The organism is Cellulomonas sp. PhB143 (genome assembly GCF_003752595.1).
Taxonomy (GTDB): Bacteria; Actinomycetota; Actinomycetes; order Actinomycetales; family Cellulomonadaceae; genus Paraoerskovia.
Genome location: NZ_RKIJ01000011.1, coordinates 271,664 through 285,037, shown reverse-complemented (window position 1 = coordinate 285,037; position 13,374 = coordinate 271,664). Strand labels below are relative to the sequence as shown.

The 13,374-nt window shown below is 70.6% G+C and carries 8 protein-coding genes; 3 read left to right on the top strand and 5 right to left on the bottom strand.

From position 1 onward, the window contains the following. Positions 1–51: 51 nt before the first annotated feature. Positions 52–1,020, top strand: a complete 969-nt coding sequence (locus EDF32_RS07540; RefSeq protein WP_123307908.1) for a 1,4-dihydroxy-2-naphthoyl-CoA synthase — start codon at positions 52–54, stop codon at positions 1,018–1,020. Positions 1,021–1,036: 16 nt separating this feature from the next. On the opposite strand, the gene EDF32_RS07535 is transcribed toward EDF32_RS07540, so the two are convergent. Continuing rightward, a complete protein-coding gene (locus EDF32_RS07535; protein WP_123307907.1) occupies positions 1,037–2,137 on the bottom strand; it encodes a DUF3048 domain-containing protein in 1,101 nt (366 codons plus the stop codon). A gap of 71 nt (positions 2,138–2,208) precedes the next feature. Between EDF32_RS07535 and EDF32_RS07530 the strand changes: the two genes are divergently transcribed. Continuing rightward, positions 2,209–3,588, top strand: a complete 1,380-nt coding sequence (locus tag EDF32_RS07530; RefSeq protein WP_233565784.1) for an AMP-binding protein — start codon at positions 2,209–2,211, stop codon at positions 3,586–3,588. Then, positions 3,585–4,454 carry a 1,4-dihydroxy-2-naphthoate polyprenyltransferase gene (locus tag EDF32_RS07525; protein WP_123307906.1) on the top strand — a complete coding sequence of 290 codons (870 nt, stop codon included), beginning with the start codon at positions 3,585–3,587 and terminating at the stop codon, positions 4,452–4,454. The genes EDF32_RS07530 and EDF32_RS07525 overlap by 4 nt, the downstream gene beginning before the upstream one ends. A 22-nt stretch (positions 4,455–4,476) precedes the next feature. Here EDF32_RS07525 and EDF32_RS07520 read toward each other — a convergent pair whose 3' ends face one another. From EDF32_RS07520 to EDF32_RS07510, 4 genes are all read right to left on the bottom strand, one after another. Further along, a complete protein-coding gene (locus tag EDF32_RS07520) occupies positions 4,477–4,773 on the bottom strand; it encodes a DUF4229 domain-containing protein (RefSeq protein WP_123307905.1) in 297 nt (98 codons plus the stop codon). Positions 4,774–5,018: 245 nt separating this feature from the next. After that, positions 5,019–5,474 carry a hypothetical protein gene (locus tag EDF32_RS07515; protein ID WP_148061580.1) on the bottom strand — a complete coding sequence of 152 codons (456 nt, stop codon included), beginning with the start codon at positions 5,472–5,474 and terminating at the stop codon, positions 5,019–5,021. Between the two features lie 243 nt (positions 5,475–5,717). Continuing rightward, positions 5,718–6,311, bottom strand: coding sequence for a hypothetical protein (locus EDF32_RS14465; protein WP_148061579.1), 594 nt, complete (start codon positions 6,309–6,311; stop codon positions 5,718–5,720). A gap of 3 nt (positions 6,312–6,314) precedes the next feature. Next, positions 6,315–12,827: a DNRLRE domain-containing protein gene (locus EDF32_RS07510; RefSeq protein ID WP_148061578.1), complete on the bottom strand. Its 6,513-nt coding sequence runs from the start codon at positions 12,825–12,827 to the stop codon at positions 6,315–6,317. Between the last annotated feature and the right edge of the window lie 547 nt (positions 12,828–13,374).

Sequence of the window (13,374 nt, the reverse complement as noted above, 5' to 3'; positions counted from 1 at the left end):
TGGTACGAGCGTACCACTATAGTCGCGGACGCCGGCCGATACGCTGGCCGGGTGAGCGACCTCCCCCGCACCGTGTCCGAGACCTTCGACCCGACCCGCTGGCGCGAGGTCACCGGCTTCGAGGACCTGACGGACCTCACCTACCACCGCGGCGTCGACCGCACGGGCCCCGACGGGGAGCGCGACCTGCCGGTCGTCCGCATCGCGTTCGACCGACCGCTGGTGCGCAACGCGTTCCGCCCGCACACGGTCGACGAGCTCTACCGTGCGCTCGACCACGCGCGCATGACCTCCGACGTCGGGACCGTCCTGCTCACCGGCAACGGCCCCTCCCCCAAGGACGGCGGCTGGGCGTTCTGCTCCGGCGGGGACCAGCGCATCCGCGGACGCTCCGGCTACCAGTACACGACGGCGCCCGACGGCGGCGGCGCGGCCGAGAGCGCCGACCACGTCGACCCGGCGCGTGCCGGGCGCCTGCACATCCTCGAGGTCCAGCGCCTGATCCGCACCATGCCCAAGGTCGTGGTCGCCGTCGTGGACGGCTGGGCTGCGGGCGGGGGCCACTCGCTGCACGTCGTCGCCGACCTGTCCATCGGCTGCCGCGAGCACGCCCGGTTCAAGCAGACCGACGCCGACGTCGGCTCGTTCGACGGCGGCTACGGCTCCGCCTACCTCGCCCGCCAGGTGGGACAGAAGCGCGCACGGGAGATCTTCTTCCTCGCCCGCGAGTACTCCGCCGACGACGCCGAGCGGTGGGGCGCCCTCAACGAGGTCGCCGAGCACGCCGACCTCGAGGACCTCGCGATCGACTACGCCCGGACCATCGCGGGCAAGTCGCCCCAGGCGGTGCGGATGCTCAAGTTCGCGTTCAACCTGCCCGACGACGGCCTCATGGGCCAGCAGGTCTTCGCCGGCGAGGCCACGCGGCTGGCCTATATGACGGACGAGGCGGTCGAGGGGCGCGACGCGTTCCTGCAGCGCCGCGAGCCCGACTGGTCGGGCTTCCCGTACGCCTTCTGAGGCCGCCTTCTGAGCCTCAGCCGACGGAGTAGGCGCCGCTGCCCGTCGGGACCAGCTCGATCCACACGGTCCCCGGCGCGAGCTCGACCGGGTCGCCCGCGGAGTCCTTGAGCACGAGCGGCGCGGCGGCGCTCTTCTTGGACCAGGCGATCCTGAGCGACCGGCCCCCCGCGGCGACGACGCCCTTGCCGCTACCCACGACCACGGTGTCCGGGACGGGCGCGCCGGCGGGGTCCTTGTACTTCGTGTCCACGACCTTCACCCCGAGAGTGACGACGTTCGTGGCACCGAGCCGGTCACCGCCCGGCGTGATCGCCGGCTCCGAGCCGTCCGAGCGCAGGTAGCGCTTCGACTTCGCGTCCCACGCCCAGGCCGAGGTCTGCGCCGGCGAGAAGCGCGCGGTGACCCGCGTCGCCGGCGTGCCCTCGGTGACCACGTCGGACTGTCCGGCGCTCTCCGCGAAGGCGAGCTGGGCCGGCGGCGGGGAGTCGTGGCGGGAGTCCGCCTGGGCGTAGAAGTCGTGCGGGTCGGCGTACACGTTGTGCGGCGCCGAGCGGCTGCGGTCGCGGTGGAAGCCCGGGTCGCCCTTGTCCATGACGATCGACTGGATCCCGGCGCGGTCGACCGCGCGCAGGAAGACGGGCTGGCCGCCGGTGTAGACGAGCGGCCCGCGCAGCGGCTCGACGATGTTCGGGTCCATCGGTCGCACCGAACGGATCGGGCCCACGCTGCCCGGCACCCGGGACTGGTAGACGACCGCGAACCGGGTGATTCCGCCCTCCACGACCTCTTCCCAGACGACGTCCGCGGCGTCGAGCCCGCTCTGCGGGCGGGCCTGCGGCGAGTTCTCCACCTTCACGGCGAGCGCCGGCCGGTCCGCGACCCTCTCGGTCGCGACACCCGTGAGCGGCCAGACCGTCCGCGGGCTCGGGGTCGGCGCCGCCACCTTGTCCACCGAGGTGTCCGGCGACGCCGTCACCGTCGGCGCGGGTGCCGGGTCCTCGCCGGAGCACGCGGCGAGCGGGAGCACGAGGGCGGCGAGGGCGGCGAGGACCGCGCCGCGCGGCACGGCGCGGCCCCGCGCGACCCGGGACGGGGATCCGGTGCGGCGGTGCATGGGTCTCCTTCCGCCCGCCGGTCGACGGGGCGTGTGCGCGACCATCGTAGGGGCCGTCCTACGCTGGGGCCGTGCCTCGTCCGCCCCGCGCGCCGCGCCCCGTCGTCGACGCCCCCGGCGACCCCCACGACCTGACGGCCGCGGTCGCCGCGGCCCTCGACGGCGGCCCGGTCGTCGCCGGCGGCCCCGACGCGGTGCGCGCCGGGCAGGCGGCCGCTGCCCGCAGGGGCCTTCCCGGGGACACCGCCCTGCTCATCCGCACCTCCGGGTCCACCGGAGCTCCGCGCACCGTGACCCTCGGAGCCGGGGCGCTGCGCGCGGGGGCGGCGGCGACGCACGCGCGCCTCGGCGGACCGGGCCGGTGGCTGCTCGCCCTGCCCGCCTCGCACGTCGCCGGGCTGCAGGTGGTGGTGCGCTCCGTCGTCGCCGGGACGACGCCGGTCGCCGCGCCCGCGGGCGCGGCGTTCACCCCCGGGCTGCTCGCGGACCTCCTCGACGACCTCGGCGCGGGGACCCCGCCCGACGGCGCGGGGAGCGGCGGGCGTCGCTACGCCTCGCTCGTGCCCACCCAGCTGCACCGCGTCGTCGAGGCCGCGGCGTCCGCCGGCCCGGGCGGCACCGACGGCCGCCGGGCGCTGGCCGGGCTGCGCACCGTCGACGCCGTCCTGCTCGGCGGCGCCGCGCCGCCCGCGCCGCTCGTGCGCCGCGCCCGCGAGGCGGGCGTGCGCGTCGTGACCACCTACGGCATGACCGAGACGTGCGGCGGCTGCGTGTACGACGGCGTCCCGCTCGACGGCGTCGAGGTGCGCACCGGGGCGGGCGGGGTCCTGGAGATCGCGGGGCCGGTCCTGGCCGCGGGCTACCTCGAGCCCGACGCGACCGGCTCGAGCTCGTTCCACGCCGACCCCGCGACGGGCCGGCGCTGGTTCCGCACGAGCGACCTCGGCACCGTCGAGCCGGCGGGCGCCACGACGCGCGTCACGGTGCTCGGGCGGGCCGACGACGTCCTCATCACCGGCGGCGTCAACGTCGCCCCGGCCGCGGTCGAGGCCGCGCTCGCGGGGCTGGACGAGATCGGCGAGGTCTGCGTCGTCGGCGTCCCGCACCCGGAGTGGGGCACGAGCATCGTCGCGGTCGTCACCCGGTCTGCCCCGTCGACCGCCGCACCGCCCGCCGTCACCGCCGAGATGGCGAGCTCCGCCCCGAATTCTTCGAACTCTGGGGCGGAGCTCGCCATCTCGGCGGACGGGGGTGCGGCGCTGCTCGAGCGGGTCCGTGCCCGCGTCACCGATACCCTGGGGGCGCCCGGAGCACCGCGGCGCGTGGTCGTCGTCGACGAGCTGCCCAGCCGCGGGCCCGGCAAGGTCGACCGCGCCGCCTGCGCTGCTCTTGCCCGTGCAGCCCTTGCCCGCGCCACACCGGCAGCCGAGAGAGACGAGAACCGCGCATGACCACCACCGCCGAGTGGATCCAGGGCGCCCGCCCCCGGACCCTGCCTGCTGCCGCGTCGCCGGTGCTCGTCGGGACCGGCGCCGCCCTGCAGGTCGACGGCTTCGCGCTCGTCCCGGCGCTGCTCGCGCTGGGCGTCGCGCTCGCGCTGCAGATCGGCGTGAACTACGCCAACGACTACTCCGACGGCGTGCGGGGCACGGACCTCGACCGGGTCGGGCCGCTGCGGCTGACGGCCTCGGGCACCGCGCCGGCTCGGCAGGTCAAGGGCGCGGCCTTCGGGGCGTTCGGCGTCGCCGCGCTGCTCGGACTCGGGATCGTGCTGATCACCGGGCACTGGTGGCTGCTCGCCGTCGGCGTCGTGTGCATCCTGGCCGCCTGGTACTACACCGGCGGGCGCCGGCCGTACGGGTACAGCGGGCTGGGCGAGGTCGGGGTCTTCGTCTTCTTCGGGCTCGTCGCGACCGTCGGGACCACGTACGTGCAGGCGGACGAGGTCCCGTGGACCGCCTGGGTCGGCGCCGTCGGGATCGGCCTGATCGCCTGCGCGATCCTCATGGTCAACAACATCCGCGACATCCCGACCGACGTCGTCGCCGGCAAGCGGACGCTCGCCGTCCGGCTCGGGGACGCCCAGGCGCGCCGCGCATACACCTCGATGCTCGGGCTGCCGATCGTGCTGGCCGCCGTGTGCGCCGCGGAGGCGCCGTGGTCGCTGCTCACGCTGCTCCTGCTCGCGCCGGCCGCGCTGCTGTCCGTCACCGTCCTCGCGGGAGCCCGCGGGCGCGCGCTGGTTCCCGTGCTGGCGGGGACGGGGTTCTTCGAGCTGGGCTACGGGGTGCTGCTGGGGCTCGGGCTCGCCCTCTGACCTGAGGCGGGCCGTCAGCCGTTCAGCGCTCGGTCGGCGCGTCCTCGCTCAGGGCGTCGGCTGCGGCGTCCTCGGCCGCGGCGTCCTCGTCCAGCTTCTCGCTGAACCGGGAGCGGCGCTCCTTGCGCCGCTCGACCCGCTCGGCCATGTATCGGGAGGCGGCGTCGCGCGGGCGCCCGAGGAGCAGATAGGAGAGCATCAGGGCGATCGCGGCGGCTACGAGGACGACGAGCCAGCCGCCCATCCCCGCAAGCCAGAGCCCGACGAGCGCGACGACGAACAGCGCGATGCGCAGCACGGAGTAGATGATGAGGGGCACGAGTTCAGCCTAGCTCGGGTCACCGGTCACCGGTCACCGGTCACCGGTCACCGGTCACGGGTCACGGGTCACGGGTCACGGGTCACGGGTCACGGGTCACGGGCAAGGCATACGGCGTGGAGAGATGTGGGGATTCACCCCCGGCTGGCGGTAGCCATGCTCGACGCACGCGGCCACCCGCCGCGCACTCAAACACCCTAATATCCTCGATCATGAACCCGCCCGACGCCCCCTGGCGGAGCACGTCACACGCTATCCATTGGGTTCCATATCGCGAATATCGCGACCACAATGACAATTAGAGCTATCGCCGCGTTGGTCGCAGCCTGAAACGATTTCGAGTTCCCGATGAGATCAATTCTGTGCAGTGCCGCCTTCGGCGAGGCCTTGAGAAGCTTTCGCTGCCGAACACAATACAGGTGCCCACACGCGCCCACGATCCAGGGGGCGAAGATGAGAAAGTACACGATTGCCATCGGGACAGGCAGCCAACCTATGAATCCGCCAGCAATACATGAGGGAATGCCCACCAAGAGCGATCCGAACCAGAAGAATTCCGTGGTCATCTCGATAAACTCAGCAGGCGCCATCGCGTCCGGGGTCGCGGGTAGGTCGATTCGAAACACTTTTGAAGCGATCCACCGCCCTGCGAGCCCTTGCCCTCTACAGAGATTCAGAACGCCAGACGTGAACACTTCCACCCACCTGCTTCGCGGGCAGAAGACGCTCCATACTGAAGGCGATCAGAGTGGCGCGACCAGTGAGATCGACGATTCCAGGACGGGAACGCCCTCTGTACCTCCTGGACCCTAAAGTGAGGGCTTGCCGGCTCGAACGTGTCACACCGCGTGCGTTGCGAACCGCCGGTGCCGACCGCGCCGCGTTTCCATGGTACTTCATGGGGCATCCGTCGCCACCCCTACCAATTCCCTTCCAACGACCCATTAGTTCGGCACGCCGAGATAAGGCCCCAGAAATGGCGCCATTTCACGAACAAGTGCCGCATAGGCAACCGCTGCCGCCATAAATAGCGGTAGGGTGCACACCCATGACATCCGGACAGCACGGCGAATGCAGAGATCCTCCTTCGGGATTACCATTCCTTCAGCCGTCGCCCCGATTTTCCAAGCATTGATCCTGCGGCTGGCCCGCATGAAAGACTTGCTTGACGCGAAGATCTGTAGAACCGACGCTCCGTACGCGATAGTTCCGTAGTCCCCCTTGGGCGTGCTAACAATCACGCCGTTGGAACCGGCCACCTCGTCAATTAAATCAGCTGGTATCCGTGTCACCACAAGAAGGCTTAGCAATTCAAGAGTTCCTCCGTCCGCCTGAATACGGGAGGTTGCTAGCGCGCCCATGAGCCAAGCGACCGCCCCGAAGAGGATTGCGTATCCGATGTAGGGATCAAATGAACGGCTTGCTCCAGCTTCCGACATCGGCACCACCGTCGCTATAAACGCGAAGATTAGCGTTGCGAGTACAGAACCTACGAACAGCGAGACGCGTGGACCCGCTAGCGGCACCTTCCTAGCCATGATTCACCACCTACCGCGCGAGAGCCTGCCAAAGCGGTAGCTCGCGTACGTAAAGGAGCCTCCCACAACACCGTTAAGAGCCACGTTCCGTGCCGTATGCCGATATCCCGTCCGTACACGCGAGTGCCGCCCGAGCGCCCTTCGAACGATGGCACCACCACGCCAACTTCCAGAAATTGACCGGCCCACCACTCCACCCGCCAAAGCATAGGCGCTGTCGCGGATCGCAGCGTGCCGATCCCAAGACCAACCTCGCCGCCTCGAATGGTGTATTGCGGTGATTCCCGCCGTCGCAACGCTTGCAACGAGGCACGCCCCGGCGCTTAACACCAAGCAACCAGCAAACGCTGCAACCTGCAACATTCCGCGCCAATGTCTGGAAGTATAGCTTCGGTGACCGAAGAGTCTGAAAGCTCCGTTGAGGTCATAGCTGTTGATGGGGTCTTGGGGGTAGGCGTAGGCGGTGGTGTTGCCTCCCGCGACGGGATCGGTCGAGGTGAACTGTCCCGTGGCCGGGTTGTACAGGCGTGCACCCATCAGGAGCAGGCCGCTGGCATCGGTGGCCCGCTGCTTCGCGCCGAGGTACCCGTAGTTCAGGGCCCCGGTCACGCCAGCTGTAGCACTTGCACCGCCGGTCAGGGTCCCGTCGCCCGGCGCGGTCCCGGTCAGGTCGGTGCACTGGGCGCCGTACTCGTCGAAGACCAGGACCGGGGAGGACAACAGCGCCACGTCCCCGCCGGTGGGGACCGTGACCGTGGTGATCGTGTCCCCGTGCGGGTCGGCAAGGTCCAGGCTCACGTTTCCACCGGTGATGTCGAAGCCGAGGTCGCCACCGATCGAGGACCCGTACACGCTGACCACGCCGGCCCCCGACCCGGTGCTCTGGGTCGCGAACGAGGGGCTGTCCCCCTCATCGCCGTAGTCACGCACCGTGCTCACCGCCTCAGCCCCCGGCGCGGTCGTCGTCGACGTCGAACGCCGACCGGCCGGGTCCAGGGCGTACGCCGTGCGCGTCCCGTCCTGAGTGATGGTGCGCGCCGCGTCGCTGTCGTCATACCCGATGCTCACCGCACCGGCCGCGAGCACCTGCCCGGACGCCTCGGCGCCCAGCGCGGCCGGGGTGTCCCCCGCAGGCAGGGTCGTGACCCGGCCCAGCTCGTCATAGCCGTACCCGACCGCGGCCGTGTCGCCCGCCACGCTCGTCTGCGCCCCGTCCTCATCGGTCGAACTCACGACCGTGTGCACCGCAGCGGACCTCACGACCCGGTCCGCACCGTCGTAGGACCAGGCCTTGGTCACCGTGGACCGCACCGGCGCACCCGCGTCCTGGCACCCACCACCCACGGTCCGTGCGCCCTGGCCCGTACGGTTGCCGTCCGCGTCGAAGGCGTACGTGCGTTCCTGGCACACGCCCTCACGGTCATCGGTCACCGACGTCAGCCGCCCCGCGTTGTCATACCCATAGCCCAGGGCCCGCCCCACGCTCTGATACTGCTCCGAACCCGCAGCACCGATACCCGCGTTGGTCTCCACCCCCGTGGTGCGGCCCTGGACGTCCGAGGCGACCGTCCAGGTCAGCATCGCCGCGCTCGAGCCGTCCACCGCACGACCGTCGTACGCCAACTCCGACAGCTGCCCGTCACGCGAGTACGTGCTGGTCTGGTTCACCCCGCCCGGCAAGGACTGACTCACCACGTCCCCGACCACGTCATACGTCGCCCCGTAGGCGACCGTCCGCGTCCCGGCCGTGGTCACCTGCCCTGTGGTGTTGCCCGCCGCGTCATAGGCGAAGACCGTCGAGGACTGGCTGTCCGCGACGCTCGCCGGCGACCCGGCACCATCAGACCCGGAGGCCCGGTACGTCGTGGCTGTGCGTGCGCCGGCAGCGTCGGTGTAGGTGACGGTCCGCCCCCACGCGTCATAGCTCGTCGAGGTACGACCGGTCTCGGCGTGCGTGGCCGGGTCCTGCGTGGCGGTGTAGTCGACCAGGCCCGTCGCCGGGTCGTAGTGGGTGACGGTGTCCTCGACCGGCGTCGAGGACGATAGGCCCACCACACCGGTGTGCACACCGGTCGTGCGACCGGCCGCGTCGAAGCTGGTGGTCGTCGTGCGCGTCACCGCGCCCTTGACCTCGGTCTCGACCTGCGCGGCGCCCCACAGCGAGTACTTCGCGGTCGTGTCCACCGGGACGCTCGCGACAGGTTCGCCGGTGGTGGTCTGGCACGCCAGACCGGCCCACTGCGGGCGTGCCCCGCACGTTCCGCTGCCGCCCGCCGTGTAGTAGGTGCTCAGCTGGGTGCCGGCGGTCGTGGTCGAGCTTGCGACGTCGTTCGCCCCGACGCTCTTGACCACGCGCCCCTCGGTGTCGAAGAGTGTCGTGGCGGTGATCCCCGCACCGGTCGCGAAATCGGTGACCGTGGTCGAGCGGGTCGCTGAACCCAGCACCCACCCCGAGGTGGCGCCCGTGACCGACGCGCCGTCGACCGGGTCGTACTTCGTCACGGACTTGGCGATCACCGCCTCCCCCGACCCCGGGACGGTGTCGGTGGCATCGACGGTCGTCGTGGTGAGCGTGGTCGCCAGGCCCCAGGCCTGACCGGTGGTCGGGTTGACGCCGAAGTTCGGCGCGCCCTGGTCGTAGTCGGTGTGGGCATGGGTGCGCTGGTCGTCGTCGGTTGCCGGCGACCACACGTCCACGGCCTGCGTCCCGGCGGGAACCAGCACCGCGGTCGGCGCCACGGTCCCCTTGCCGTCCGGTCCGTCGGCCTTCGTGGTGCTGCTGCCCGTCACGGACTGCAGGGTGATGTCCGTCGTGTTGTATGTGCTCACGCTCGCGTAGGAGTCCAGGTCGTCGCTGTCCAGGGCGCCGCCCTGCCCTGCGGCCAGGATGCCTGCGATAGCGCGCTGGTCCCACGACTTCCACACGTTCTCGTGCTCGTCGTAGACCGTCTCGGTGTACGCCCAGCCCCCGGCACCGGAGCCCGCGGTGTTGATCACGCGCCCATCCGCGTTCGTGTACTGCAGGTCCGCGTACGGCCAGTCCGCGGCGTTCACCGCTGCCGGGCTCGAGCCGCCCACACCGCTGCGGTCGGGGCCGAACACCGCCGCACCGTAGGTCGGTGCCTGGACCTGGCCCCACCGTCCCACACCCACGCTCGGGTCGTCGGTGTCGGTCGGCCGCATGTCTGGCAGGCCGCTGACTCGCCCGGTGGGGTCGATCGAGTACACGAACCGGGCGATCTGCTCGGTCCCGGCCGAGCCGTCCGCCTTGGCGCGCGAGACGGACAGCAGGCCGGTGCTCGTCGTGGCGGCCGTCGACGCCGATCCGCTCGGGGACGCGGCGCTCACCGGCCCGTAGGTCATTGTCGAGGGAGCCTGCCCGGCCGGCGTCAGACGGGTCAGCAAGGGCTGTCCCGTCTCCGAGGTGCCCGCGTAGGCGTAGCCGGTGATCAGGTGGGTGCGCGGGTCGGTGACCGTGGCCAGCTGTCCCGCCGCGTTGTACGCATACGTCGCAACATCGACGGTGCTCATGCCCGCGCCACCGCTCTTGTCCGGGTCGTAGGCGACGTAGGAGATCTTCGCAACGACGGACTTGGTGCCCGAGCCGACGGTGAGGTTCTGGTACGTGATGTCCAAGGCGTGGCAGCCCGCGGCCAGGGCCGCCTGGAACGCGGCGCTGCACGTCACCCCGGCCGGCGCCGGAGCGAGGATGCGCCCGATCTGGCCGGCGCCGACCTGCCCGGAAGGGATCCGCACATACTGGGTCGAGGCCGGATCCGCCGGGTCCTTGACCGACGTCACCTGCCAGTCACCACCGGTGAACGCGAAGTTCGTCACGACCCCGTCCGAATCGGTGAACGTCATCGTCTTCGGCGACCCGGCAGCCACCTTCAGCACACCGCCCGCGGTCTTGGTGTCCTGGTCCGCGGGCAGGTAGGTACCCACCCACTGGGCCCCGCGCGAGGTGCTGTTCTGCTTGTAGATCAGCAGGTCCCCCGCATCGGAGATCAGGGCGACGGTGCCGTCGACCGTGGTGTTGTCCACCACGTCCCAGCCGCCCATTCCTACGTCTGCCCCGTCGAACGACGCCGTCCAGCCCGGCCCGAACACCGAGTCCGCGTCGGCCCCGGCCAGGGAGGAGTACGTGCGCGAGATCGACAGGTTTCCCGAGTACCCGGGCACGTCCGCGTCGGTCTCGCTCGTCTGGAACTCACCGGTCCACAGTGCCACCTGTCCCGGCCCCGCGTCCGCGACCGGGTAGTCCTCGCCGAACGCCGATGGGATCCGGGTGACGGTCGGCTTGTTCTTCGCGTCCGCCGCCGCGTTCCACGTGCACTTCGTCGTCCCCGAGGAGTAGGTGATACAGACCTGGACCTGCAGCTGCAGGGTGCGCCGGTCGTTGCTCGCGGCCGCCGCGATCTGCCCCGCAGAGACCGCCTTGGAGTAGGAGACCGCCGTGTCCTTGGCAAACGTCACCGCCGAACCGTCGATCGCGCTCCACCCGGCGGTCGATCCGTTCACGGAGCCGTCGCCGGCACCTGCCGCGCCGCCCGCCACCCGGTAGTACGCGGTCGCGGTCGCGGTCCCGTTCGCGTCCGCAGGCCCCGCAGCCTTCACGGTGAGCTTGTCGGTGGTCTTGGTCCCGTCCACCGGGGACGACAGACCCGCCCCACCCGACCCGAACGTGAACGCCGTCGCCGCCGAGGTCCACCCCGCCCTGTCCACGGTGCGGAACTGCACCTTGTGCGATCCGGTCGGGGTCCACTTCCACGTCGCCTTCGGCGTCGAGGTCCCCAATCCCGAGGACACCGCGAGGTCACGCCAGTCGGTGTCGTCGTCGACGAGCTCCTGGAACCCGACTACGTCTGGGTTCCCCCCGGTCAGGGTGAACGTGTTCGACGCCGGAGCCGGATCCGTCCAAGCACCGTTCGCGAAGGCGCTCGAGGCCACACCCGGCGCCGACGGCCTGGACGTATCGACCGTGAACGGGCTGATCGCCGCCGACGACTTCGACGTCAGCGACCCGTCACTGGCCCACACCCGCGCCGTGTAGGACCGGCCGTTGGTCAGCGCCGCGCCGCCCGTACCGACCGTCGAGACGCCACCAGAGGCCACCGACGCACCCGCGACCTTGTTCCAGACCAGGCTCGTGCCGTCCAGGACGTCGAACAGCCCACGCACGTTGCCCCCGTCAGCGTCCGAGACCGTCGCATAGAACGATGGCTTGGTCGTCTTGACGTACAGCACCCGGTCAGGATCCGAGGAGTTCGGGTACCACACGTACTGCCCCGACGCGTGACGCGTCGTGCTCGGCGTCTTCGGGTATGAGTTGTACGTGACGGTCACCGTCGGCTTGCCGGACGAGGCGTCCGCGGAGTTGAAGATCTTCCACCCGTAGGAGTCGGTCTCGTCCGTGGCCCGCAGCGCCATCGCGTGAGAGCTGCCCCCGTTGTCCGCCCACGCCTGCGCCAGGGACGTGATCGACACGCTCGACCACCCAGCAGCACACGAGGACGAGTACCCCATCGTCGACGACGACGACGCCCACTTGTTCACCAACGCCGGCTGGTTCGACCACACCGTCGAGGTCGACGCGATCGCCGAGGACCACACGTCCCACTGCCGTGCGCTGCACGAGTAAGAGTGGTTCTGCCACAGCTTCAACGTCGCAGAAGAGACCTTCGTACCCACGATCGGGTCGACATGCACATGGATGAACGACCGTGCCTTCGTCGTACCCCCGTCATAGGTCCCCAACCGAAGCTCACCATCTGAATACTTCGGCGTCGACGCGCTCGACTGCACATAGGTGTCGAACGACACCGCGAGCGAGACCGACGGGTCGACCACCACCGGGAACACAGTGCCCGGATCGGCCAAGTAGTCCGCGACACTCGCCGCGCCCTGGCCACCGTGCTCGCCGGCGCCGGCCGACGTCAGATCGATCCGCGCCGCCGCGCCCTTCGCGCTCACCTCCGTCGCGACCGGCACCTCCGCACCCATCGCGTCCGCCACGTCCACTCCGGCGGATACCGGTGCCGCGGCCGACTCCGCCGCCCGGGTCTGGGCCCGGCCCTGCGCCGTGCCGGTCCACAGACCCGGCTGCGCCGCCGAGTCGAACGCCACCGTCACCGGGTTCGCCAAGGTCTGGTCGTACCTCGCATCCCACATCATCGGCTGCGTGACGCCCGCAACCCGCTCACCATCGCTGGTGACGAGCCGGGCCACATCACCGTCGGACGGGTCGGACTCCTTCGCGACGACCTTCGACGACGCCGCAGCCTTGCCCGTCGCCTTGACGGTCGTCGACAGCTCCACGGCCGCAGGATCTACCGGCCGGTCGGCGATCACGAAGAACTGCTCGACCCCGGTCCCGGTCACATCCACGACCATGTCCACGCCCGGCTGCACGTCCGCGAACGTCGCCCGAGGACCCTCGACCGTCGGCGCAGGAAGGTCACCCGGATACGTCAGCTGCGACATCACGCCCGTGCCCGGGTCCGTGAACGAGGCCACCACCGACGCCCCACCAACAGCCGTCGTGGCACCCGAGACCCTGATCGCACCCGCCTGAGCGACCGGCGCATACGACCCGTCCGTCCCTTGGACCAGCGTCGAGTCCTGCGCAGCCCAGTCGTCCAACGACGTACCGTCCCCACCCGCACGCACCCACACCGGACCCGTCGCCGACGACGTCTGCCATGTCCCGTCCGGCAACGCGAACGTCGATGAATCCGTCGTCCGCGCAGCGAGGTTCTCCACCCGCTCCCCCGCCAACCGGGCATTGACCGACGCGGTCACCGCATCCGGAGCCGGGCACACCAAACACAGCAGAGACCACACCCATCGGGCGCACCCCTTCACAATCCCTACGGCACCCCCGGCGGGTGACACGCACAACCAGAACCCACACCACAAGGCGGGCCCCAGAGCGCTCACACGAGAGGCCTCGGATCGCGATGGTGAGCAAAAGGTACGCGCCCCAGGCAGACATTGACAACCAGCGGACCACGACGGTCCCGCGTCCCGTCCCGTCACATCCCCGTCAGCCGTCCGCCAACCG

What these genes read in the sequence shown, in the direction of transcription:
- EDF32_RS07535 (WP_123307907.1), bottom strand. Translation starts at nt 2,137, where the DNA reads ATGCACCGCCGCACCGGATCCCCGTCCCGGGTCGCGCGGGGCCGCGCC.
- EDF32_RS07525 (WP_123307906.1), top strand. Translation starts at nt 3,585, where the DNA reads ATGACCACCACCGCCGAGTGGATCCAGGGCGCCCGCCCCCGGACCCTG.
- EDF32_RS14465 (WP_148061579.1), bottom strand. Translation starts at nt 6,311, where the DNA reads ATGGCTAGGAAGGTGCCGCTAGCGGGTCCACGCGTCTCGCTGTTCGTA.